Source organism: Streptomyces sp. NPDC051211 (assembly GCF_040689505.1).
GTDB lineage: Bacteria > Actinomycetota > Actinomycetes > Streptomycetales > Streptomycetaceae > Streptomyces.
Map to the genome: position 1 here is coordinate 422426 of NZ_JBFBAV010000002.1, position 22884 is coordinate 445309.

Below are 22884 nucleotides of genomic sequence, written 5' to 3' on the forward strand. Positions count from 1 at the left end.
ACCGGGAGTCCGCCCCACCGGCCCGGCCGGTCACTCGCGCGGCTTGGCCCCCCGCTGCTTCAGCAGGTTCGCCATCAGCAGCAGCTCGGACTGCTGCGCGTCCACCATTCCCTGGGCCAGCTGCCGCTCGACCGGGGTCTCGCACAGCTTCGCGCAGCCTTCAGCCATGGCGACCCCGCCCTTGTGGTGGTCGGTCATCAGCTGGAGGTAGAGGATCTCCGCCTGCTTGCCCTCCAGGGTGCCGAGCTCGGCCAGCTCCGCCTTGGTCGCCATGCCGGGCATCAGCGCGCCCGGCTTGGCCGTGACCCCGCCCATCGAGTGCCCGCCGTGGCCGCCGTGACCGCCGTGCCCGCTGCCGCCACCACCGCCGGAGGCAGGGGCAGGGGCAGGGGCAGGGGCAGAGGCAGAGCCGGAGCCGGGCGCCATCCACGCCATCGGCTCCTCGCCCGGGACCACCTTCGGCAGCCCCCACATGTCCAGCCAGCCCAGCATCATGCCCCGCTGGTTGGCCTGGGTGTTGGCGATGTCGTAGGCGAGGTTCCGGATCCCCTCGTCCTTGGTGCGGTCACGCACGATGAAGGACATCTCCACCGCCTGCTGGTGGTGCACCGACATGTCCCGGGCGAAGCCCGCGTCCGGCGAGGAGACCTCCGGCCGTTCGCCGCCCGTGTCCGAGGATCCGCTCGCGGTGGCCACCGTGGCGGCCGCGGCGAGGAGCAGCGCGAGGACGACGGCGCCGAGCGCCGTCCAGTACGTACGGGTCACTGCCCCGCCAGCCCCTGCGTGCAGGCGGCACCCGGCTCGGGCGTCTGCGGGCCCTGCACGTACTTGCCGAAGAACTGGTCGACCCGCGGATCGGTCGCGCTGTCCACGGTGACCTGCTTGCCCCAGGCACTCAGCATGATCGCCCCGGACTGCTCCTTCACCGGGCTCATCAGCGTGTACGGGGTCTTCTTCACCTTCTCGGCGAGCTTGTCGACCTCACCCTTGGGCGCCTTGTCGCTGTACGTCACCCAGACCGCGCCGTGCTCCAGCGAGTGCACCGCGTTCACCTCGGGGACCGGGCTGGTGTAGACGTCACCGTCGCAGTTCATCCACCGCTGGTGGTGGTCGCCGCCCACCGGCGGGGTCATCTCGTACTTCACCGGGGTGTCGACGTGGTTGCGGCCGAGCTTCTTGGCGTCCCAGGTCTGCTCGCCGGCCACCGGCGCCTTGATCGCCTCGTCGCGCTTGCGTTCCTTCTCGTTCTGATCGTTGATCACGTACGCGCCGAAGCCGCCCAGCGCCAGGATCACCACGACGGAGGCGGTGATCGCGAGGATCTTGTTGCGGCGGTCGCGGGCCTGCTCGGCCCGGCGCATCTCGGCTATGCGGGCCTGGCGGGAGTTGTCGGAGCCGCCGGCGTTCTTGCCGTTGCGGCCGGTCTTGGTAGCCATCTCGGTGTGCCTGTCCTTCTGCTGAGGGGGGTGGGGTGGTGCTTCGTGGTCATCCGTCGTGGTCGTCGGCGACCGGACCGATCAGGTCCGCAGCACTTGAAGGACGTGCAGGTCGGGTGCCCGGGCCGCCGGCTGCGGCGGCCGTACCGCCCCGGCCGACCGGGTCGGCCGGGGCGGCGGCGGCTCGGCCCCCGGCGCGGTGACGGCGGGCGGCGGGGCGGGCAGCACTCCCGGGGTGACATGCGAGAAGGGGGAGCAGGCGGGCAGGTCGTACGGGCAGACGAACGCCGCGTGCGGCGCGTGCCCGGCGGGCACGCCCGGGGCGGCGGCCTGTACGCGCACCGCGGCATCGCCGCCACCGGTCCGCGCACACAGGAACAGCGCGGCTACCAGCGGGCCCAGTGCGCACAACAGCGCCGCTCGGCGCAGTCTGCGCCCGCGCTGCGTGTGCTGCCGGCCCCCCATGGGCGCAGATGGTAGTGCTCATGACGGCCACGAGGTCAGTGCGGGGTGCCACCAGACTTCCGGGGTGCGTAATCTGGCGGAAACCACTGCCCGGAATACTGGGCCCGCCAGGCCCCGGTGCAACTGGTGCACAGGCTGTCTGAACTGCGAGGATGAAGGCATGGACAAGCAGCAGGAATTCGTCCTCCGGACGCTCGAGGAGCGCGACATCCGGTTCGTGCGCCTGTGGTTCACCGACGTACTCGGCTTCCTCAAGTCGGTCGCGGTCGCCCCCGCCGAGCTCGAGCAGGCCTTTGACGAGGGCATCGGCTTCGACGGCTCCGCGATCGAGGGCTTCGCCCGTGTGTACGAGTCCGACATGATCGCCAAGCCGGACCCAGGGACCTTCCAGATACTGCCGTGGCGCGCCGAGGCCCCGGGGACCGCCCGGATGTTCTGCGACATCCTGATGCCGGACGGCTCGCCGTCCTTCGCCGACCCCCGCTTCGTCCTCAAGCGCATCCTGGCCAAGACCTCCGACCTGGGCTTCACCTTCTACACCCACCCGGAGATCGAGTTCTTCCTGCTGAAGGACAAGCCGCTGGACGGCACCCGGCCGGTCCCCGCGGACAACTCGGGGTACTTCGACCACACCCCGCAGAACGTGGGCATGGACTTCCGCCGCCAGGCCATCACCATGCTCGAATCGATGGGCATCTCGGTCGAGTTCAGCCACCACGAGGGCGCCCCGGGCCAGCAGGAGATCGACCTCCGCTACGCCGACGCCCTCTCCACGGCCGACAACATCATGACCTTCCGCCTGGTCATGAAGCAGGTCGCCCTCGAACAGGGCGTCCAGGCCACCTTCATGCCCAAGCCGTTCTCCGAGTACCCCGGCTCGGGCATGCACACCCACCTGTCCCTCTTCGAGGGCGACCGCAACGCGTTCTACGAGTCGGGCGCCGAGTACCAGCTCTCCAAGGTCGGCCGCTCCTTCATCGCCGGCCTCCTGCGCCACGCGGCGGAGACGGCGGCGGTCACCAACCAGTGGGTGAACTCCTACAAGCGCATCTGGGGCGGCTCCTCCCGCACGGCCGGCTCCGGCGGCGAGGCCCCCTCGTACATCTGCTGGGGCCACAACAACCGCTCCGCCCTGATCCGCGTCCCGATGTACAAGCCGGGCAAGACGGGCTCCTCCCGCGTCGAGGTCCGCTCGATCGACTCGGGCGCCAACCCGTACCTCACGTACGCCGTCCTCCTGGCGGCGGGCCTGAAGGGCATCGAGGAGGGCTACGAACTCCCGGCCGGCGCCGACGACGACGTCTGGGCCCTCTCCGACGCGGAACGCCGCGCGATGGGCATCGAGCCCCTCCCGCAGAACCTGGGCGAGGCCATCGCCCTGATGGAACGCAGCGAACTGGTCGCCGAAACCCTCGGCGAACACGTCTTCGACTTCTTCCTGCGCAACAAGAAGCAGGAGTGGGAGGAATACCGCTCGGAGGTCACCGCCTTCGAACTCCGCAAGAACCTTCCGGTGCTGTAACAGCAGGTCAAGCCCCTTGCGGGCCGCGCACGACACCCGGGCCGGCGGTCACTGACCACCGGCCCGGAGCCGTCTCATTCCCCCGGGGCCGTCCGTGGGCCGCCCGTGGGCCGTCCGGTGCAGAACCCGGGGCGCCCCGGAGCGCGATCCGGGCCCGCAGGGGGGATCGTGGAAAGAGACCCTGACGCATCCGCCCTCCCGCCCGGGCGCCGCTCGGACGGTGACGGCGGCAGCACCACTTCGGGAGGCACACCATGCGCAAGGTCATTGACTGCAGGGACTATCCCAGCGAGGCCAAGTGCACGCTGACCATCGCGGGCGAGGAAGAGGAAGTGATCCGGGCGGCCACCGAGCACTCCGTGTCCGTGCACGGCGAGGTCGACACGCCGGAGTTCCGCGCCACGCTGCGGACGCTGCTGAAAGACGAGGTGCCGCAGCACGCCTGACATCCGGGGCCTGGCCCTCGGAAGCGGCAGATACCGACCGCGGAGGCAGAAGACGGCTGGACGAAGCGAAGGGCCGGGGCACCCCGTGGGTGCCCCGGCCCTTCGTGTGTCAGCGGTCAGCGGTCAGCGGTCGGTGGCCGGCTGCCAGGGGGTGGGGTTCGACGAGGCCGTGGTGGTGTGGAGGCGGGCGTCGAGGCCCAGGACTGCGGTGGTGGCCGGGCCGGTGGATTCGACCAGGGAGGCCGGGGCGCCCGCGTACAGCATCTGGGACTGGTTCCAGGCGGGCGCGCCCGCCAGGCCCGTGGTGCCTATGGTGCCCTTGTCCGCGCGCCCCGCGAGGAAGCGGCCCGCGGCGCTCACCGCGCCGTAGCCGGCGCGGCCGCCGGATTCGGTGACGGCCGAGACCGAGGGCTTGCCGGGGCCGGCCGTGATCAGGGCGGAGCGGACCACGCCCGAGTCGGGGCGGCGGAAGTACAGCCGGATGCCCTCGCCCTCGGGGGTCGCCGAGAGCGGCACCGTGGTCGGCGGGAGACCGGTCGCGAAGGGGCCCTGGAGCGGGGCGTCCGGGGTGGCGCGGGTCCAGGCCAGCACGGTGCGGCCGGTGGAGGCGAAGACGTGGGCCCGGCCGGCCGCGTCGGTCGCGGTCACCGGGTCGCTCTGCAGGTCGCCGCCGCCCAGCTGCTGCCAGGGACCGAAGCCGCCGGCCGGGAGCTGGGTGCGGGCGCGCAGGCTGCGCTTGGCGTCGCGGACGTACACGGTGAGGCGGCCGGCCCGGTCCGCCACGACCGCGGGCCCGCTGATGGCCGAGGTGCCGTCGGCGTCGGTGGTCTCCGGGGTGCCGGCCGACTGCCATGCGCCGAACGGGCCGTTCGGGGCGGACTGGACGGCGTACACGACCTCGCGGCGGTAGTCCTGGGCGCGGTTGCCGAGGGTGGTGCGGGTGCCGAAGACGGCGACCCGGCCGTCGGGCAGGCGGGCGGCGGAGGCGCCCGGGTCCAGGCCGGTGCCGGGGAGCAGGACCGGGCCGGTCCAGGTGGTCCTGGGGCCGGAGCCGGTGCGGGTCCAGTGGGCCATCCGGCCGTCCAGGGTGGCGAAGGCCCAGAGCCTGCCGCCGGTGCCCTCGACCAGCCAGGAGGTGTTGTCGGCCCGGGTGTAGCGGAGGCTCTGCGCCCAGATGTGGCCGGTCGGGAGGTTGCCGACCTTGCGGTCGCCGCAGCCGCAGGTGGAGTCGCAGTAGTTCTGGTGGTCGGCCCAGCCGTACGTCCGGAGGAAGCCGACCTTGGCCTGGACCGTCTCCGGGGCGAGGGCCTTGGGCAGCGCGCCGTTGCGGTAGCCGAGGTAGTTCTGGACCGTGAAGTGAGGGCGGTCCTTGATCTGCGCGTAGCGTTCGGTGGCGGCCTGGGTGAAGCGGGCGCCGAACATGTGGTCCTGGTGGTCGTCCGGCGTGTTGCTCTTCGCGTGCTTGCCGGGCGTCGGGTCCTGCATGCGTATCGTCGTCGGCTTGTACCGCTCGATGACGCCCGCGATCGTGGCTATCGCCTGTTCCTTGGTGTACGAGAACGGCTGCTTGACCGGGCTGTCCTTGGTGAGCTGGGAGCCCAGGGCCGGTATTCGCCCGTTCCACAGGCCGCGCAGGCTGTTCGGGCGGTCGGCGCCGATGCTGCCGGCCTCGCGCAGCTGCAGCCACACCAGGTTCACCTGGGGCTTGGCCACCAGGGTGTCGACCTCGGCCTGGCCGCCGCCGGCGGTGGGTATCGCGGTGCGGGTCCAGGGGGAGGTGCGGTCGCCGGTGGCCATCTGGGCGTAGGCGGCGCGTATGCCGTTCTGCCGGGCCTCGGCGTAGGCGGCGACGTCGGCGGGGGGCTTGGGGTCCTTGCCCTTGGCGTTGATGCCGTCGGACTCGCCGGAGGTGAGGTAGGTGGTGGTGAGCTTCGTCCCGGCGATCAGGGTGCGGCTCAGGTCCGGGTTCATGAAGAACAGGTCGTCGTCGGGGTGGGCGACGATCTGGAGCACCGAGCCGTCGGCGGCGGAGGCGGGGCGGACCGCGCTCTTGCGGTCACCGGGTTCGTACCCGCCGTCCGCGCCGGTCTCCTGGCCGTAGGCAACGGCGAGGACGCCGGTGGCGCCGGCAGTGATCACGGTGAGCAGGGCCGCGAGGCGGATGCGCAGGGCAGGGAGCATCAGTCACCCCTTGAATGGTCGGTCCGGTGCGGAAATCCGCCGAGCAGTCAGGTAGAGGTCAATACGGGGAACTTGGTTCACCGACTTGACCGATGACTCCACTGGTTCCGGTTACGACCGGACCCGATTGTGCCCTGTGCATTTGTGAAAGGAAAAATCGCCCAGGATGCGGACGTTGAGCGTCCGTCACTATGTCCTGAGTCGGATGGTGATGGTGGTACCTGCTGAGATTGCTGGTGGATTGTCCGGTTTACGGGGTGGTTTGCGGGGCGGTGCTGCGCGGCCCCGGCCTGCCGCGGCGCGAGGTGCTCCGCGCCCCATCCGGCATCGGGCCCCGGCGCAACAGCCGCGCTGACCAGGTCTTTTCCGGCCGGCGCGGAGGTCGGCGAGCCCACGGACATCGGCAGTGAGCGGTCTCGAGGCCGCTCGGGCCCGTCGGTCTTTGCGCCCGGCCGGCTACCCGCGGTGCGCCCCGCGAGCAGGTGTCCGGTCGCCGTGACGTCGCCGCAGCCGACGGGTCCGCCCGGCCCTGTGACGTTGGACACGCGCAACGGGGCGGCGGGCCTGGAGGGGTCGTGAGGTGGGCCACAGCGGCTGGGCTCCCGCTAACGGCCCATCAGCTGCAAATCGGACAATTCGCACCACGCTGCCGCCGATGGACGCACTGCCCTCGGATAGGCTCGGGAGGGCCCTGGGCAGTGGCGATGACGTGGCGTGACGGACACGGAAGGCGGCGGGATGACGGTCCCCGGACGCAGGAGCAGCACCTTCATCCGGCTGCTGCGCAGCGGGTTCACCGACCCCTCGGCCGCCGCGCGGCTGCTGGACTCCGAGGCACTGGCCCCCGTACGCGCCGATCCGGTGCTGCTCGACGCGCTCGGCGCGACCGCCGACCCCGATCTCGCCCTGTTCGGCCTGGTCCGGCTCACCGAGGCGCAGAGCGAGGAGGAGCGGCCGGCCCTGCTGTCGACCCTGGTCAGCGCGAAGCCGCTGCGGGACCGGCTGCTCGGGGTGCTCGGCGCCTCCGAGGCGCTCGCCGACCACCTGGCCCGGCACCCCCGGGACTGGCAGGCCCTGGTCACCTACGAGGCAGCCGATCTGCACCCCGGCCTCGCCGAGTTCGAGGAGGGCCTCGCGGACGCCGCCGATCCGGTCGCGCTGCGGGTCGCCTACCGGCGGTGCCTGCTCTCCATCGCCGCCCGCGACGTCTGCGGCACCACCGATGTGGCACAGACCGCAGCCGAACTCGCCGACCTGGCCACCGCCACGCTCCGCGCCGCCCTGCGCATCGCCTCCGCCGCCGCCCCCGAGGACGCCGCCCTGTGCCGGCTCGCCGTCATCGCGATGGGCAAGTGCGGCGGCAACGAGCTCAACTACGTCTCCGACGTCGACGTCATCTTCGTCGGGGACGCCCGGAACGGAGCCGACGAGGCCAAGGCCCTCCAGGCCGCCACCCGGCTCGCCTCGCACCTGATGCGGATCTGCTCCGACACCACCGTCGAAGGCACCATCTGGCCGGTCGACGCCAACCTCCGGCCCGAGGGCCGGAACGGCCCCCTGGTCCGGACCCTGGCCTCGCACCTCGCCTACTACCAGCGCTGGGCCAAGACCTGGGAGTTCCAGGCCCTGCTCAAGGCGCGGGCGGTGGCCGGGGACACCGAACTCGGCGCCGCCTACATCGACGCCATAACGCCCATGGTCTGGCAGGCCGCCGAACGCGAGAACTTCGTCGCCGACGTGCAGAAGATGCGCCGCCGCGTGGTCGACAACATCCCCGCCTCCCAGGTCGACCGCGAGCTCAAGCTCGGCCCGGGCGGCCTGCGCGACGTCGAGTTCGCCGTACAGCTGCTCCAGCTCGTGCACGGCCGCAGCGACGCGACCCTGCGCTCCGGCACCACCCTCGACGCCCTGCACGCCCTCGCCGCCGGCGGGTACGTCGGCCGCGCCGACGCCGCGCAGCTCGGCGACGCGTACCGGTTCCTGCGCGCCATGGAGCACCGCATCCAGCTCTACCGGCTGCGCCGCACCCACCTCGTCCCCGAGGACGAGGCCGACCTGCGCCGCCTCGGCCGCTCCATGAGCCTGCGCACCGAACCCGTCGCCGAGCTCAACAAGGCCTGGCGGCGGCACGCCTCCGTGGTCCGCCGGCTGCACGAGAAGCTGTTCTACCGGCCGCTGCTCGACGCCGTCGCCCAGCTCGCCCCCGGCGAGACCCGGCTCTCCCCGCGCGCGGCCGGCCAGCGCCTGGAGGCCCTCGGGTACGCCGACCCGGTTGCGGCCCTGCGCCACCTGGAGGCCCTCGCCTCCGGCGTCACCCGCAAGGCCGCCATCCAGCGCACCCTGCTGCCGGTGATGCTCGGCTGGTTCGCCGACTCCGCCGACCCGGACGCGGGCCTGCTCAACTTCCGGAAGGTCTCCGACGCCCTCGGCAAGACCCCCTGGTACCTGCGGCTGCTCCGCGACGAGGGCGCCGCCGCCGAGAACCTGGCCCGGGTCCTGTCCGCCGGCCGGCTCGCCCCCGACCTGCTGATGCGCGCCCCGGAGGCGGTCGCCCTGCTCGGCGACCCCGAAGGCCTGCAGCCGCGCACCCACGAGGCCCTGCTGCAGGAGGTGCTGGCCGCGGTCGGCCGCGCCGAGAACGCGGAGGCCGCCGTGGCCGCCGCCCGCGGGGTCCGCCGCCGCGAACTGTTCCGCACCACCGCCGCCGACATCATCGGCTCGTACGGTACGGAGGACCAGCCCGTCGAGGAGGACCCCGGCGCCCTCGTCGACCGGGTCGGCGACGCCGTCTCCGACCTGACCGCCGTGACCGTGGCCGGCGCCCTGCGCGCCGCCGTCGCCGACACCTGGGGCGACACCCTGCCCACCCGGTTCGCGGTGATCGGCGTGGGCCGGTTCGGCGGCCACGAACTCGGCTACGGCTCCGACGCGGACGTGCTGTTCGTGCACGAGCCGCGCGAGGGCGTGGACGAGCAGGAGGCCGCGAAGGCCGCACAGCGGGTGATCTCCGAGATGCGGCGGCTGCTGCAGCTGCCGACCGCCGACCCGCCGCTGCTGATCGACGCCGACCTGCGGCCGGAAGGCCGCAGCGGCCCGCTGGTCCGCACCCTCTCCTCCTACGCCGCCTACTACCGGCGCTGGTCCCTGGTCTGGGAGAGCCAGGCCCTGCTGCGCGCCGAACCGGTCGCCGGGGACGAGGACCTCGGCCGCCGCTTCATCGAGCTCGTCGACCCGCTCCGCTACCCGATGGAAGGGCTGGGCGAGGACGCGGTCCGCGAGATCAGGCGGCTCAAGGCCCGGATGGAATCGGAGCGGCTGCCGCGCGGCGCCGACCCCACCCTGCACACCAAGCTGGGCCGCGGCGGCCTCAGCGACGTCGAGTGGACGGTCCAGCTCATCCAGCTGCGCCACGCCTGGGCCGAGCCGGGCCTGCGCACCACCCGGACCCGGCAGGCGCTCGCCGCCGCGCAGGCGGCCGGCCTGATCCCCACCGAGGAGGCGCAGATCCTCGACGAGGCCTGGGTGCTGGCCACCCGGGTCCGCAACGCGGTGATGCTGGTCCGCGGCCGGGCCGGCGACACCTTCCCGTCGGAGGCCCGCGAACTGGCAGCGGTCGGCCGCTACCTCGGCTACGGCGAGGGCCGGGTCGGCGAGATGCTGGACGACTACCGCAGGGTCACCCGCCGGGCCCGGGCCGTGGTGGACGAGCTGTTCTACGGGGCGTAGGCGGCGTAGCAGCCGGCTCGGTCAGGAGCGGGCGGTCAGGAGCGGGCGGTCAGAAGGGGACGGTCAGGCAGCCGTACCGGGCGCCGGCCGTGCCCGCCTTGCCGGCGGGGCCGGTGCTGGTGTGGTGTTCGTGGACGATCACGGACCGTGCGCGCCGGTCGGCCGGGAAATTCCAGTCGACGACCGTCCGGGCGGTCGCGTTGCCCTGTGCGTCGGTGGTGAAGTCGAGCCAGATCTCGTTGTCCGCGTTGGCGTACGCCGGGTCCGTCGACGGCTGCACCGGGTCCTGGACGTGCTGGAAGTGGCCTCCGGCGGCAGCCGGGTCCGTCGCCCCGCAGGCCGACTTGTGTGCGTGCGCCCCGTACTCGCGGTTCGGTGCGAGGCCCCAGACGCGCAGCTTCACCACCGTCTTGCCGGCTTCGCCGTCCTTGCCGTAGTGGGCCCGGACACGGGCGGTGGAGTCCGGTGGCACGAAGGCCGCGTTGTACGAGATCAGGGCCTGCCGGCCGGTGTCGACCCGGTGGCCGTCGGTCCCCGTCGCGGCGGCCGAGGCCGTCGCCAGGGGCGTGGCCGGACCGGTGAGCAGGACGGTGACAAGGCCGCAGGCCGTGAGCATGCTGCGAGGCCTCATGGGTTTCCCCTCTCGGTGGGCCCGGGCCGGAGCCGTCCGGCGCGGGAGGCCCGCGGGCGAGCCCGGGAAGTCCACTGTGCCCAGATGTGCGGTCCGTCTGCATGTCGGGACGCGCGGAGGGGTGACGGCGGGAGCGGGGTCAGGCACGGACTCGGAACCGGGTCAGGCCCGGACTCGGAGCCGGTTCAGGCCCGGACTCGGAACCGGTTCAGCAGGGCCGAGGCGGGGTGCGGGCCCTCGTCCTCCGGGAGTTGCGGCAGCCGGTGCGGCAGGGATCCGTACCAGGAGTACGAGAGGGTGTAGCCGAAGGCCAGGCAGATCATGCCGCCGACCGCGTCCAGCCAGAAGTGGTTGGCGGTGGCCACGATCACCACGAGGGTGGCGGCCGGGTAGAGCAGGCCGAGAATGCGGGCCCAGGGCGCGGAGGCGACGGCGAAGATGGTCAGCCCGCACCAGAGCGACCACCCTATGTGCATGGAGGGCATGGCCGCGTACTGGTTCGACATGTGCTTGAGGTTGCCGGAGGCCATGGAGCCCCAGGTGTGGTGGACCAGCACGGTGTCGATGAAATCGTGGCCGTTCATCAGCCGGGGCGGGGCCAGCGGGAACAGGTAGTAGCCGACCAGCGCGACGCCGGTGGTGGCGAAGAGCACGAGACGGGTGGCGGCGTACCGGCCGGGGTGCCAGCGGTAGATCCACACGAGCACGCCGATGGTCACGACGAAGTGCAGCGTGGCGTAGTAGTAGTTCATGCCCACGATCAGCCAGGTCACGGAGTTCACCGCGTGGTTGACCGTCTGTTCGAAGGCGAGGCCCACCGAGCTTTCGACGTCCCAGATCCAGTCGGCGTTCCGCAGCGCGGCCGCCTTCTGCTCGGGTACCGAGTTGCGGATCAGCGAATAGGTCCAGTAACTCACCGCGATGAGCAGGATCTCGAACCAGATCCGCGGCCGGCGCGGGGTTCGCAGCTGCTCCAGCAGCGCGCGCCGGGTGTCCGGCCGGCTCTCCGCGGCCGCACTGTCAGGCAGGCTGGGCGACGAGAGGTCCGTCCGGGTTTCCAGTGTCTTCACGCTCGATTCACCCATGAGGACAGAGTCTGCCAGATGGCTTCCCGCCTCCGATCATCCCTCGGGACGGTCTTGACCGCAGCGGGGTCCGTCCTGCGGACTACCTCGACCCTCACCCGCGGCCCAGGCCCGAGGCGGTGGAGCCGCGGACGACGAGTTCCGGCATGAAGACGAACTCGCTGTGCGGGGCGGGGGTGCCGCCGATTTCCTCGAGCAGGGTCCGGACCGCGGCCTGCCCCATGGCCTGCACGGGCTGCCGAATGGTGGTGAGCGGCGGATCGGTGAATGCTATGAGGGGCGAGTCGTCGAAGCCGACCACCGACACGTCCTGGGGGACCCCGAGTCCCTGCTGCCGGGCGGCCCGGATCGCGCCGAGCGCCATCATGTCGCTGGCGCACACGATCGCGGTGCAGCCGCGGCCGATGAGCGCGGTCGCGGCGGCCTGACCGCCTTCCAGGCTGTACAGGGAGTGCTGGATGAGCTCCTCGGCCTCCGGTTCGGAGAGCCCGAGCCGTTCCTGTACGGCGGCCCGGAACCCCTCGATCTTGCGGAGGACCGGCACGAAGCGCTTGGGTCCGACGGCGAGCCCGATCCGGGTGTGGCCGAGGGCCGTGAGGTGCGTCACGGCGAGGTGCATGGCGGCCCGGTCGTCGGGGGAGACGAAGGGGGCCTGGACCTTGTCGGAGAAGCCGTTGATGAGGACGTACGGCACGCCCTGCCCGCGAAGTTGGTCATAGCGGGTCATATCGGCAGTGGTGTCGGCGTGCAGGCCGGAGACGAAGATGATGCCGGAGACCCCGCGGTCGACGAGCATTTCGGTCAGTTCGTCCTCGGTGGAGCCGCCGGGCGTCTGGGTGGCGAGCACCGGGGTGTAGCCCTGCCGGGTCAGCGCCTGCCCGATGACCTGGGCGAGGGCCGGAAAGATGGGGTTGTCGAGTTCGGGGGTTATCAGCCCGACGAGGCCGGCGCTGCGCTGTCGCAGCCGGACGGGCCGCTCGTACCCGAGGACGTCGAGTGCGGCCAGCACGGATTCGCGGGTGCCCGCGGCCACACCGGGTTTGCCGTTGAGCACCCGGCTGACTGTGGCTTCGCTGACCCCCGCCTGAGCTGCGATGTCGGCAAGCCGCGCGGTCATAGGACTGGACCCTACAAGGCGGCCGCTCATGTTGCCCACCACGTGCACGAATCCGGCGGCAGCAGCACGGTACGGGCCCCCGGCTCCACGGGGGCGCTGGACAGGACGGGCCGGCCGGGGACGGGCAGTTCGACGGCGTGAGGGCGGGTGTTCACGGTGCAGGCGAACCCGGGCCGGGTGAAGAGGAGCACGCCCTCGGGGGCGGCCTCCCAGCACAGCGGCCCGGCGTCGGGGGAGCCGAGGCCGGGGAGGGCCCGGCGCAGTTCGAGGGCGGCGCGGTACAGCTCCAGGGTGGAGTGCGGGTCGCCGGTCTGCGCGGCCACGGTCAGGCCCGCCCAGCCGGCGGGCTGGGGGAGCCAGCTGCCGCCGGGCCCGAATCCGTACGGCGGTTCCGTGCCCGACCAGGGGATCGGCACCCGGCAGCCGTCGCGGAGGCCGTCCTGGCCGGCGGTGCGCAGGTAGGCGGGGTCCCGGCGGGCGTCGTCGGGGAGGTCGGCGACCTCGGGGAGGCCGAGTTCCTCGCCCTGGTAGACGTACGCGGATCCGGGCAGCGCCAGCATCAGCAGGGCGGCGGCGCGGGCCCGGCGCAGGGTGCCGTAGCGGGTGCGGTGGCGGACCACGTCGTGGTTGGACAGCACCCAGGTGGTGGGGGCGCCCACGGCGTCGGTGGCGGCCATCGACTCGTCGATGACGGTGCGGATCGCGGGGGCCTCCCAGGGGCATTTCAGGAAGCGGAAGTTGAAGGCCTGGTGCAGTTCGTCGGGGCGGACGTAGAGGGCCAGGCGTTCGGAGGTGGGGGCCCAGGCCTCGGCGACGCCGATCCGCTCGTCCCCGTAGGAGTCGAGGAGGTTGCGCCAGGAGCGGTGGATGGCGTGCACGCCCTCCTGGTCGAAGAAGGGGAGCGGCTGGCTGCCGATCAGGGTGGCCTGCTCGGCCGCGCCGACGTCGGGCAGGCCGGGGGCCTTGACCATGCCGTGGGCGACGTCCACCCGGAATCCGTCCACGCCCAGGTCCAGCCAGAAGCGGAGGACGGAATCGAACTCCTCGGCGACCTCGGGGTGGTCCCAGTTGAGGTCCGGCTGCTCGGGGGCGAAGAGGTGCAGGTACCAGTCGCCGTCCGGGACCCGGGTCCAGGCCGGGCCGCCGAAGACCGATTCCCAGTCGTTGGGGGGCTGGGCGCCGCCCGGTCCGCGGCCGGGCCGGAAGTGGTAGCGGTCCCGCCGGGCCGGGTCGGCGAGGGCCTCACGGAACCAGGGGTGCCGGTCGGAGGTGTGGTTGGGGACCACATCGACGATCACCTTGAGGCCGAGCGCGTGGGCGGCCCGTACGAGGTCGTCGGCGTCGGCGAGGTCGCCGAAGACGGGGTCGACGGCCCGGTAGTCGGCGACGTCGTAGCCGCCGTCGGCCTGGGGGGAGACGTAGAAGGGGGTGATCCAGACCGCGTCCACGCCCAGCCGGGCCAGGTGCGGGAGCCGCTCGCGGATCCCGCGGAGGTCCCCGACCCCGTCTCCGTTGCTGTCCGCGAAGGAGCGGACGTACACCTGGTAGATGACGGCATCGCGCCACCAGCGGCCGCGGAGCGCGCTCCCGGGCGCGGGTCCGTCGGCGCGTGCGGGGAGGGGTGCGGTGAGCTCGTGCGTCATACCGGGTCAACGCGAGCACCCCCCTTCGGACACGCGGATGTAACAATCGCCTCCGCTTGCAGAAAATTGCGGCAAGGTCTTTCGGTCTTCTTTCTGGCTTGTTACGTTCCTGGCAACTCGGGACCGCGAGGGCGCGGCCGGGATCATCGAAGGAGTTCATATGCGGCGTGGCATAGCGGCCACCGCGCTGGTCGCGGCCCTGGCGCTCGCGGCGACGGCTTGCGGCGGTGACGACAAGGACGCGGGTGGCGAGACCAAGGCGGGCGGGGAGCTTTCGGGCACCGTCACCTGGTGGGACACCTCGGGCGACGCCGAGAAGGCGACCTTCCAGAAGATCGCCGAAGCGTTCACGGCCAAGCACCCCAAGGTCACGGTCAAGTACGTCAACGTGCCCTACGGCGACGCCCAGAACAAGGTGAAGAACGCCTTCAGCAGCGGCTCCGACGCGCCTGACGTGATCCGCGCCGACGTCGGCTGGGTCGCCGACTTCGCCTCGCTCGGCTACCTCGACGAGGTGCCGGCCGAGACCGCGAAGAAGGTCGACGCCGAGTTCCTGAAGCAGGCGGCCGCCAGCGGCAAGTACGAGGGCAAGACCTACGCGGTCCCGCAGGTCATCGACACCCTCGCGCTCTTCTACAACAAGAAGATGCTCAGCGACGCCGGGGTGCAGCCCCCGAAGTCCCTGGAGGAGCTGAAGACCGCGGCCGCCGCGATCAAGGCCAAGACCGGCAAGACCGGCCTCTACCTCCGCGGCGACGACTCCTACTGGGCGCTCCCCTACCTCTACGGTGAGGGCGGCGACATGGTCGACGCCAAGACCAAGACCGTCACCATCGACAACGAGGCCGGCGTGAAGGCCTTCAAGGCCGCCCGCGACCTGGTCACCTCGGGCGCCGCGACCACCAACGCCACCGACGGCTTCACCAACATGCAGACCGCCTTCAAGACCGGCCAGGTCGCCATGATGGTCAACGGTCCGTGGGCGGTGGCCGACACCTTCTCCGGCGACCAGTTCAAGGACAAGGCCAACCTCGGCGTCGCCGCCGTCCCGGCCGGCTCGGCCGGCCAGGGCGCCCCGCAGGGCGGCCACGACCTGGCCGTCTACGCCGGCTCCAAGAACCGGACGGCCGCGCACGCCTTCGTCGAGTACCTGACCTCCCAGGACGTCCAGGTGCAGACGACCAAGGAGCTCAGCCTGCTGCCGACCCGGACCGCCGCCTACGAGCAGCCGGACGTCAAGGCCAACGAGATGGTCACCTTCTTCAAGCCGGCCGTCGACAAGGCCGTCGAGCGCGCCTGGATCCCGGAGAACGGCAGCCTCTTCGAGCCGCTGAAGGTCGAGTGGACCAAGGCCGTCACCGGTGCTTCGAGCCCCGAGGACGCCGCCAAGTCCGCCGGCACCGCCTTCCGCAAGATCCTCAAGGGCTGGAAGTAACCCAGGACATGGCTGCTGCTGACACCAGCCAGTCCGTGGCGAAGGCCGCGGGCGGCGACCTCACCGTCGCCGCCCGCGGCCGGAGCCGCGGCCGGCTCCGCCGCGCACTCGGCACGCACTGGTACGCCTGGACGATGGTCGCCCCCGTGGTCCTCGTCCTCGGAGTGATCATCGGCTGGCCGCTGGTCCGCGGCATCTACCTGTCGCTGACCGACGCCAACGAGCGCAACGTCGCCCGCACCATCGGCGCCAACCACATCGAGGCCACGTACGAGTTCGTCGGACTCGACAACTACACGGCCGTGCTCGGCGACCCGGTCTTCATGCAGCGGCTGGTGTGGACGGTGATCTGGACCGTCGCCTGCGTGTCCGTGACCTTCACCCTGGGCCTGGTCCTCGCGAACATGCTCAACCGGACCTTCCGCGGCCGCGGGGTCTACCGGATGGCCCTCATCCTCCCGTGGGCCGTCCCCGGCTTCGTCTCCGTGTTCGCCTGGCGGTTCCTCTTCAACCGCGACAACGGCATCCTCAACAAGCTCCTGGAGGGCGGCGGCATCGCCGGCGTCCCCTGGCTGGACGACCCCACCTGGGCCAAGTTCGCGGTCATCACCGTCAACGTCTGGCTCGGCGTCCCCTTCATGATGGTCGCCCTCCTCGGCGGCCTGCAGTCCATCCCCGGCGAGCTCTACGAGGCCGCCGAGATGGACGGCGCCAGCGCCTGGCAGCGGTTCCGGCACATCACCCTGCCCGGCCTGCGGGCCGTCAGCATGACGGTGATCCTGCTCTCCACCATCTGGACCTTCAACATGTTCCCTGTGATCTTCCTGCTCACCCGGGGCGGTCCGGGCGACGCCACCGAGATCCTGGTGACCCAGGCCTTCCGGGAGGCCTTCGTGGAGAGCCCGCGCGACTTCGCCGGCTCCGCCACCTGGGGCGTGCTGATCCTGCTGCTCCTCATGATGTTCGCGCTGGTCTACCGGCGTTCGCTGCGCAAGCAGGGAGAGGTGTGGTGACCATGACCACCGCCGAAACCACCACGCGTACCGCAGGCCGTTCGCAGCGCAAGCGGGGGGAGCGCAGCCCCCTCGCCTCCGTCGGCCTGCACGCCACCCTCGTCGTCGCCTCCGTCGTCGCCGTCTTCCCGGTGCTGTGGGTCCTGCTGACCTCCCTCAAGCCCGCCGACCAGGCCCTGACCACGGACTTCGTCAAGGACACCACCCTCGACAACTACCGCAACCTGGTCGCGGACACCCACTTCTTCGCCTGGTTCGGCAACTCCGTGCTGGTGGCCGGCGTCACCACCGTCCTCGGTGTGTTCATCGCCGCCACCACCGGCTACGCCGTCAGCCGCTTCCGCTTCCCCGGCATGCGCCCGCTGATGTGGACCCTGCTCATCACCCAGATGTTCCCGGTGGCCATCCTCATCGTGCCGCTCTACAACCTGATGGGACAGCTGGGCCTGCTCAACCAGCCGCTCGGCCTGATCATCACCTACCTCACCATCGCGGTGCCGTTCTGCGCCTGGATGATGAAGGGCTTCTTCGACACCATCCCGGTGGAGATCGACGAATCCGGCCGGGTCGACGGACTCAACCCCTTCGGCACCTTCTGGCGGCTGATCCTGCCGCTGGCCAAGCCGGGCCTCGCGGTCACCGGCTTCTACTCCTTCATCACCGCCTGGGGCGAGGTCGCGTACGCCTCCGCCTTCATGGTCGGCGAGGAGAACCTCACCCTGGCCGGCGGACTCCAGACCTTCGTCACCCAGTACACCTCCAACTGGGGTGCGATGACCGCCGCTTCGGTGCTCATCGCCATCCCGGCGGCGGTCTTCTTCGTCTTCGCCCAGCGCCATCTCGTCGCCGGCATGACGGCGGGCGCCACCAAGGGCTGACCCGCCGCCCGACGTACGTACCCGTCCCAGTACGGCGCCGCCCCCGACCACGGCGGCGCCGTCCCACCCCGAAACCTCAGGGATGACATGACCCAGCACCTCGCTGCCCCCGCCGCCCCGACCACCGGCACGCACACGGGATGGTGGAGAGACGCGGTGATCTACCAGGTGTACCCGCGCAGCTTCGCCGACGGCAACGGCGACGGCATGGGTGATCTCGAGGGCGTGCGCAGCAGACTTCCCTACCTCAAGGAGCTCGGGGTCGACGCCGTCTGGCTCAGCCCGTTCTACGCCTCCCCGCAGGCCGACGCGGGTTACGACGTCGCCGACTACCGGGCCATCGACCCGATGTTCGGCACCCTGCACGACGCCGACGCGATGATCCGGGAAGCCCACGCGCTGGGTCTGCGCATCATCGTCGACCTCGTGCCCAACCACTGCTCGGACCGGCACGACTGGTTCCGCCAGGCGCTGCGCGAGGGCTCCGGCTCCCGGCTGCGCGAGCGCTTCCACTTCCGCCCGGGCAAGGGAGAGAACGGCGAACTGCCGCCGAACGACTGGGAGTCCATCTTCGGCGGCCCCGCCTGGACCCGCGTCGCGGACGGCGAATGGTACCTGCACCTCTTCGCACCCGAGCAGCCCGACTTCAACTGGGAGCACCCGGCCGTCCAGGACGAGTTTCGCTCCATCCTGCGCTTCTGGCTCGACCTGGGCGCCGACGGCTTCCGGGTCGACGTGGCCCACGGCCTGGTCAAGGCACCGGGCCTGCCCGACATCGGCGCCAAGGACCAGCTCAAGCTGCTCGGCAACGACGTCATGCCCTTCTTCGACCAGGACGGCGTCCACGAGATCTACCGCTCCTGGCGCCGGATCCTCGACGAATACGAGGGCGAGCGCGTCCTGGTCGCCGAGGCCTGGACCCCGACCGTCGAGCGCACGGCCCGGTACGTGCGCCCCGACGAGATGCACCAGGCCTTCAACTTCCAGTACCTGACCGCCGACTGGGACGCGGCGTCACTGCGCGAGGTCATCGACGGCTCGCTGGCCGCGATGCGCCCCGTCGGCGCCCCCACCACCTGGGTGCTGTCCAACCACGACGTCACCCGGCACGTCACCCGGTTCGCCAACCCGGCCGGGCTCGGCACCCAGCTGCGCGAGCAGGGCGACCCCGAGCTGGGGCTGCGGCGGGCCCGGGCGGCGACGCTGCTGATGCTCGCGCTGCCCGGTTCGGCGTACGTGTACCAGGGCGAGGAGCTGGGCCTGCCCGACGTGACCGACCTGCCGGACGAGGTGCGCCAGGACCCGTCGTTCTTCCGCGCGGCGGGCCAGGACGGCTTCCGCGACGGCTGCCGGGTCCCGATCCCCTGGTCCGGCACGGAGGCCCCGTACGGCTTCGGCACCGGCGGCAGCTGGCTCCCGCAGCCCGCGTCCTGGGCCGGGCTGAGCGTGGCCGCGCAGACCGGCGACCCGGACTCCACCCTGGAGCTCTACCGGGCCGCCCTGCGGCTGCGGCGGGCGCACCCGGAGCTCGGCGCGGGCGACGCGGTCGAGTGGCTGGACGCCCCCGAGGGCGTGCTCGCCTTCCGGCGCGGCGGCTTCGTCTGCACCGCCAACACCACCGGCACGCCGGTACGGATACCCGCGCCCGGCACGGTCCTGCTGGCGAGCACCCCGCCCACGGACGGGACGCTCGCCGCCGACAGCACGGTGTGGTGGCAGGTGTGACCTCCCCGCTACGGCTGACGGACATCGCCGCGCAGGCACAGGTCAGCGAGGCGACCGTCAGCCGGGTCCTCAACGGCAAGGCGGGCGTGGCGGCCGGCACCCGGCACAAGGTGCTGGCCGCCATGGACCTCCTCGGCTACGAGCGCCCGGTCCGGCTGCGCCGCCGCAGCAACGGCCTGGTCGGACTGCTCATACCCGAGCTGACCAACCCGATCTTCCCGGCCTTCGCCCAGGTCATCGAGCAGGCGCTGGCCGGGCACGGGTACACGCCGGTGCTGTGCACGCAGACGCCGGGCGGGGCGACGGAGGACGAGCTGGTTGAGCAGCTGGAGGAGCGGGGCGTCACCGGCATCGTCTTCCTCTCCGGCCTGCACGCCGACGCGCACGCGGACCCGTCGCGCTACCAGCGCCTCGCCGCGCGCGGCCTGCCCTTCGTCCTGATCAACGGCTTCAACGAGCACGTGAACGCCCCCTTCGTCTCCCCGGACGACCGGGTGGCGGCGCGCATGGCCGTACGCCACCTCGCCGACCTCGGCCACCAGCGGATCGGGCTGGCCATCGGCCCGACCCGGTACGTGCCCTCCGCCCGGAAGGCGGAGGGCTTCACGGCGGCCCTGGCCGAACTGGGCCTGGCGTCGGGCGAGGCGGACATCCAGCGCACCCTGTTCACCGTCGAGGGCGGCCACGCCGCGGGCGGCGCGCTGCTGGACCGCGGCTGTACCGGCATCGTCTGCGGCAGCGACCCGATGGCGCTCGGGGTGATCCGCGCGGCCCGCCAACGGGGCCTGCGGGTGCCGGAGGACGTCTCGGTGGTCGGCTTCGACGACTCCCCGCTGATCCCGTTCACCGACCCCCCGCTGACGACGGTCCGGCAACCGGTGCGGGCGATGGCGACGGCGGCGGTGGGCGCCCTGCTGGAGGCGGTCGGGGGGACCCCGGTCCAGCAGACGGAGTTCGTCTTCCAACCGGAACTGGTCGTCCGCGGCTCCACCGCCCAGGCGCCACCGCGCCCCTGAACTCGGGGTTCCCCCCGAGGCCCCGCCAAGTGCCGGGGCCCCATCACGGGGCCCCGGCACTGCCCTGGCGGAGTGGCTCAGGACCCGTTCGGTGTGGTCGGTGTGGTCGTTGCGGTCGCGCTGAAGCCCTGGTTGTTGGTGTTGCTCGCGCCGGGGCTCAGGGCGTTGCCGTTCGTGTTGATGTTGTTGTAGATCGGGACCAGCCCGCTGAGGCTGAAATACGAGTCCCCAGGTCAGAGGTCGCCTCGGTGCCGGTGTTGGCGACCCTGATGCGGTAGACGCCCTGGCCGCCCCGGGTGAATTCCCCCACTTGCGTCTTGACGATGTCCAACTGAGCCTCCGAGGCCGGGGTGGCCCCTACGGTGAACGGCAGGGCGATGCCCAGCCCCAGGACGGTGCCGAGGGCGGAGATGCGCCGCCTCACCGTGTGGATGGCCATGGTGGTTTCTCCTGTGGTGTGTCGGTCCGCCGGGAGGCCCGGATCCGCCGCGAAAGGCGGGGAGCTCGGCTCGCGCGGGACGTCTGCACACACCGCAACGCGTCGTGGGACGGATGATCACGCTGCGGCGCCCATGTCACTCGATCGCCACGGACGCAGCGGCGTCGGAGGCGGCACCGCCGCGTCCGGGGGACGCGGCGGCACGCCGCCGTGGCCCGGCTGTCCGAAATTCGGCGCAACCAATGATCGGAAACAATTCTGCAATCTCTTGCGCAAACTCTTGCAACATGCGGGGGTGCCCCCTACGGTCGCCACAATCCCCACCTCTCCGCCAGGAGGCCCCCCATGCGCCCCATCCGCCCCACCAGCCCCGCACGCCGCGGCGCCAGAGCCCTGACCGCCGCCGCCACCCTGGCCGCGGCGGCCCTCGCCGCCGGTGCCACGGCCACGGCCCCCGCCGTGGCCGCCGCGCCCGGGGACAAGGACGTCACCGCCGTCCTCTTCGAGTGGAAGTTCGACTCGGTGGCCAGGGCGTGCACCGACACTCTCGGCCCCGCCGGCTACGGCTACGTCCAGGTCTCCCCACCCCAGGAGCACGTCCAGGGCTCGCAGTGGTGGACCTCGTACCAGCCCGTCAGCTACAAGATCGCCGGGCGGCTCGGCGACCGCACCGCCTTCAAGCGCATGATCGACACCTGCCACGCGGCCGGCGTGAAGGTGGTCGTGGACTCCGTCATCAACCACATGGCCGGCCCCGCGGACCCCGGCGCCACCCTCACCGGCACCGGCGGTTCCACGTACAGCAAGTACAACTACCCCGGCGTCTACTCCGGCTCCGACATGGACGACTGCCGGGCCGAGATCTCGAGCTACCAGGACAAGGGCAACGTCCAGAACTGTGAGCTGGTCAAGCTCGCCGACCTGGACACCGGTGAGGAATACGTACGGGCTCGGATCGCCGGCTATCTGAACGACCTGTCCTCGCTGGGCGTCGACGGGTTCCGGATCGACGCCGCCAAGCACATGCCCGCCGGTGACCTGGCGAACATCAAGTCCCGGCTGACCAATCCGAACGCCTACTGGAAGCAGGAGGCGATATTCGGTGCCGGGGAGGCGGTGTCGCCTTCCGAGTACCTCGGCACCGGCGACGTCCAGGAGTTCCGCTACGCCCGCGACCTCAAGCGGGTCTTCCGGAACGAGAACCTCGCCTACCTGAAGAACTTCGGCGAGGCCTGGGGCTACATGGCCTCCGGGAAGTCCGGCGTGTTCGTCGACAACCACGACACCGAGCGGGTCGGCGACACCCTCACCTACAAGGACGGCTCCGCCTACACCCTCGCCAACGTCTTCATGCTGGCCTGGCCCTACGGCTCCCCCGACGTCCACTCCGGCTACGAGTGGACCGACAAGGACGCCGGCCCGCCCAACGGCGGTACCGTGAACGCCTGTTACAGCGACGGCTGGAAGTGCCAGCACGCGTGGCGGGAGATCTCCTCGATGGTCGCCTTCCGGAACGTGGCCCGTGGTCAGGGCGTCACGAACTGGTGGGACAACGGGGCCGACCAGATCGCCTTCGGCCGCGGCGACAAGGCGTACGTGGCCGTCAACCACGAGGGCGGAACCCTCAGCCGGACCTTCCAGACCTCCCTGCCCGCCGGCGACTACTGCGACGTCCAGAGCGGCAACCGGACGGTGACGGTCAACGGTTCCGGCCAGTTCACCGCCACCCTCGCCCCCGGCACCGCCCTCGCCCTGCACACCGGCGCCCGCACCTGCTCCGGCGGTTCCACCCCCGCCGCCGGGGCATCCTTCGCCGTCACCGCCACCACCGTGCCCGGCCAGAACATCCACGTCACCGGCGACCACGCCGCCCTGGGCAACTGGAACCCGGCCGCCGCCCCCAAGCTCGACCCGGCCGCGTACCCGGTCTGGAAGCTCGACCTCACCCTCCCCTCCGGCACCAGCTTCGCCTACAAGTACGTCCGCAAGGACGCCTCCGGCACCGTCACCTGGGAGAGCGGAGCCAACCGCACCGCCACCGTCCCCGCCAATGGCAAGGTCACGCTGACCGACACCTGGCGCAACTGATCCCACCCTCTCGACAGGACCGCCGCCCGGCACCGGCA

Annotated in this window: 18 protein-coding genes; 9 read left to right on the plus strand and 9 right to left on the minus strand. The window is 71.7% G+C overall.

The genetic code is table 11. The features are described 5' to 3' along the window. Window positions 1-30: 30 nt before the first annotated feature. The 3 genes from AB0447_RS04920 to AB0447_RS04930 all read right to left on the minus strand — a co-directional run bounded on the left by AB0447_RS04920 (window position 31) and on the right by AB0447_RS04930 (window position 1901). On the minus strand, window positions 31-765 hold the full coding sequence (locus AB0447_RS04920) for a DUF305 domain-containing protein (protein ID WP_366475034.1): 735 nt from the start codon (window positions 763-765) through the stop codon (window positions 31-33). Beyond that, window positions 762-1436 (minus strand): DUF3105 domain-containing protein, encoded by a 675-nt coding sequence (locus tag AB0447_RS04925; protein WP_366475035.1) that lies wholly within the window; start codon window positions 1434-1436, stop codon window positions 762-764. The genes AB0447_RS04920 and AB0447_RS04925 overlap by 4 nt, the downstream gene beginning before the upstream one ends. A gap of 81 nt (window positions 1437-1517) precedes the next feature. Next, window positions 1518-1901, minus strand: coding sequence for a hypothetical protein (locus tag AB0447_RS04930; RefSeq protein ID WP_366475036.1), 384 nt, complete (start codon window positions 1899-1901; stop codon window positions 1518-1520). A gap of 160 nt (window positions 1902-2061) precedes the next feature. Between AB0447_RS04930 and AB0447_RS04935 the strand changes: the two genes are divergently transcribed. Together AB0447_RS04935 and AB0447_RS04940 are read left to right on the plus strand one after the other, a co-directional pair. After that, window positions 2062-3423, plus strand: coding sequence for a glutamine synthetase family protein (locus AB0447_RS04935; RefSeq protein WP_366475037.1), 1362 nt, complete (start codon window positions 2062-2064; stop codon window positions 3421-3423). A gap of 254 nt (window positions 3424-3677) precedes the next feature. Continuing rightward, window positions 3678-3869: a DUF1059 domain-containing protein gene (locus tag AB0447_RS04940; RefSeq protein ID WP_366475038.1), complete on the plus strand. Its 192-nt coding sequence runs from the start codon at window positions 3678-3680 to the stop codon at window positions 3867-3869. Between the two features lie 123 nt (window positions 3870-3992). On the opposite strand, the gene AB0447_RS04945 is transcribed toward AB0447_RS04940, so the two are convergent. Next, entirely contained in the window at window positions 3993-6050 is a 2058-nt protein-coding gene (locus AB0447_RS04945; RefSeq protein ID WP_366475039.1) for a PIG-L family deacetylase, read from the minus strand. A gap of 738 nt (window positions 6051-6788) precedes the next feature. Here AB0447_RS04945 and AB0447_RS04950 point away from each other — a divergent pair. Next, window positions 6789-9776, plus strand: coding sequence for a bifunctional [glutamine synthetase] adenylyltransferase/[glutamine synthetase]-adenylyl-L-tyrosine phosphorylase (locus tag AB0447_RS04950; RefSeq protein WP_366475100.1), 2988 nt, complete (start codon window positions 6789-6791; stop codon window positions 9774-9776). 49 nt (window positions 9777-9825) lie between these two features. On the opposite strand, the gene AB0447_RS04955 is transcribed toward AB0447_RS04950, so the two are convergent. From AB0447_RS04955 to AB0447_RS04970, 4 genes are all read right to left on the minus strand, one after another. Then, a complete protein-coding gene (locus tag AB0447_RS04955) occupies window positions 9826-10407 on the minus strand; it encodes a superoxide dismutase family protein (RefSeq protein ID WP_366475040.1) in 582 nt (193 codons plus the stop codon). Window positions 10408-10592: 185 nt separating this feature from the next. Further along, complete coding sequence (locus AB0447_RS04960; RefSeq protein WP_366475041.1) at window positions 10593-11492, minus strand: phosphatase PAP2 family protein; 900 nt, start codon at window positions 11490-11492, stop codon at window positions 10593-10595. Window positions 11493-11586: 94 nt separating this feature from the next. Next, complete coding sequence (locus AB0447_RS04965; RefSeq protein ID WP_366475042.1) at window positions 11587-12609, minus strand: LacI family DNA-binding transcriptional regulator; 1023 nt, start codon at window positions 12607-12609, stop codon at window positions 11587-11589. 26 nt (window positions 12610-12635) lie between these two features. Next, entirely contained in the window at window positions 12636-14252 is a 1617-nt protein-coding gene (locus AB0447_RS04970) for a glycoside hydrolase family 13 protein (RefSeq protein ID WP_366475044.1), read from the minus strand. Window positions 14253-14412: 160 nt separating this feature from the next. Here AB0447_RS04970 and AB0447_RS04975 point away from each other — a divergent pair, with 160 nt between their 5' ends. From AB0447_RS04975 to AB0447_RS04995, 5 genes are all read left to right on the plus strand, one after another. After that, on the plus strand, window positions 14413-15687 hold the full coding sequence (locus tag AB0447_RS04975) for an extracellular solute-binding protein (protein ID WP_366475045.1): 1275 nt from the start codon (window positions 14413-14415) through the stop codon (window positions 15685-15687). An 8-nt stretch (window positions 15688-15695) separates the two neighbouring features. Next, window positions 15696-16700, plus strand: coding sequence for a sugar ABC transporter permease (locus tag AB0447_RS04980; protein WP_366475046.1), 1005 nt, complete (start codon window positions 15696-15698; stop codon window positions 16698-16700). Between the two features lie 2 nt (window positions 16701-16702). Next, window positions 16703-17578, plus strand: a complete 876-nt coding sequence (locus AB0447_RS04985) for a carbohydrate ABC transporter permease (RefSeq protein ID WP_366475047.1) — start codon at window positions 16703-16705, stop codon at window positions 17576-17578. A gap of 87 nt (window positions 17579-17665) precedes the next feature. After that, complete coding sequence (locus tag AB0447_RS04990; RefSeq protein WP_366475048.1) at window positions 17666-19303, plus strand: glycoside hydrolase family 13 protein; 1638 nt, start codon at window positions 17666-17668, stop codon at window positions 19301-19303. After that, entirely contained in the window at window positions 19291-20319 is a 1029-nt protein-coding gene (locus AB0447_RS04995; RefSeq protein ID WP_366475049.1) for a LacI family DNA-binding transcriptional regulator, read from the plus strand. Before AB0447_RS04990 ends, AB0447_RS04995 begins: the two co-directional genes overlap by 13 nt. A gap of 157 nt (window positions 20320-20476) precedes the next feature. Here the strand turns inward: AB0447_RS04995 and AB0447_RS05000 are convergent, their stop codons facing one another. Then, window positions 20477-20758 carry a hypothetical protein gene (locus tag AB0447_RS05000; protein ID WP_366475050.1) on the minus strand — a complete coding sequence of 94 codons (282 nt, stop codon included), beginning with the start codon at window positions 20756-20758 and terminating at the stop codon, window positions 20477-20479. A 345-nt stretch (window positions 20759-21103) separates the two neighbouring features. On the opposite strand from AB0447_RS05000, the gene AB0447_RS05005 reads away from it, so the two are divergent. Next, window positions 21104-22846: a carbohydrate-binding module family 20 domain-containing protein gene (locus AB0447_RS05005; RefSeq protein ID WP_366475051.1), complete on the plus strand. Its 1743-nt coding sequence runs from the start codon at window positions 21104-21106 to the stop codon at window positions 22844-22846. Window positions 22847-22884 lie beyond the last annotated feature (38 nt).

Excerpts from the sequence above, each read along its gene's own strand:
- AB0447_RS04935 (WP_366475037.1), top strand. The coding sequence starts at position 2,062 with ATGGACAAGCAGCAGGAATTCGTCCTCCGGACGCTCGAGGAGCGCGAC.
- AB0447_RS04970 (WP_366475044.1), bottom strand. The coding sequence starts at position 14,252 with ATGACGCACGAGCTCACCGCACCCCTCCCCGCACGCGCCGACGGACCC.
- AB0447_RS04930 (WP_366475036.1), bottom strand. The coding sequence starts at position 1,901 with ATGGGGGGCCGGCAGCACACGCAGCGCGGGCGCAGACTGCGCCGAGCG.
- AB0447_RS04965 (WP_366475042.1), bottom strand. The coding sequence starts at position 12,609 with ATGACCGCGCGGCTTGCCGACATCGCAGCTCAGGCGGGGGTCAGCGAA.
- AB0447_RS04985 (WP_366475047.1), top strand. The coding sequence starts at position 16,703 with ATGACCACCGCCGAAACCACCACGCGTACCGCAGGCCGTTCGCAGCGC.
- AB0447_RS04975 (WP_366475045.1), top strand. The coding sequence starts at position 14,413 with ATGCGGCGTGGCATAGCGGCCACCGCGCTGGTCGCGGCCCTGGCGCTC.
- AB0447_RS04980 (WP_366475046.1), top strand. The coding sequence starts at position 15,696 with ATGGCTGCTGCTGACACCAGCCAGTCCGTGGCGAAGGCCGCGGGCGGC.
- AB0447_RS04950 (WP_366475100.1), top strand. The coding sequence starts at position 6,789 with ATGACGGTCCCCGGACGCAGGAGCAGCACCTTCATCCGGCTGCTGCGC.
- AB0447_RS05005 (WP_366475051.1), top strand. The coding sequence starts at position 21,104 with ATGCGCCCCATCCGCCCCACCAGCCCCGCACGCCGCGGCGCCAGAGCC.
- AB0447_RS04960 (WP_366475041.1), bottom strand. The coding sequence starts at position 11,492 with ATGGGTGAATCGAGCGTGAAGACACTGGAAACCCGGACGGACCTCTCG.
- AB0447_RS04990 (WP_366475048.1), top strand. The coding sequence starts at position 17,666 with ATGACCCAGCACCTCGCTGCCCCCGCCGCCCCGACCACCGGCACGCAC.
- AB0447_RS05000 (WP_366475050.1), bottom strand. The coding sequence starts at position 20,758 with ATGGCCATCCACACGGTGAGGCGGCGCATCTCCGCCCTCGGCACCGTC.
- AB0447_RS04945 (WP_366475039.1), bottom strand. The coding sequence starts at position 6,050 with ATGCTCCCTGCCCTGCGCATCCGCCTCGCGGCCCTGCTCACCGTGATC.
- AB0447_RS04955 (WP_366475040.1), bottom strand. The coding sequence starts at position 10,407 with ATGAGGCCTCGCAGCATGCTCACGGCCTGCGGCCTTGTCACCGTCCTG.
- AB0447_RS04940 (WP_366475038.1), top strand. The coding sequence starts at position 3,678 with ATGCGCAAGGTCATTGACTGCAGGGACTATCCCAGCGAGGCCAAGTGC.
- AB0447_RS04925 (WP_366475035.1), bottom strand. The coding sequence starts at position 1,436 with ATGGCTACCAAGACCGGCCGCAACGGCAAGAACGCCGGCGGCTCCGAC.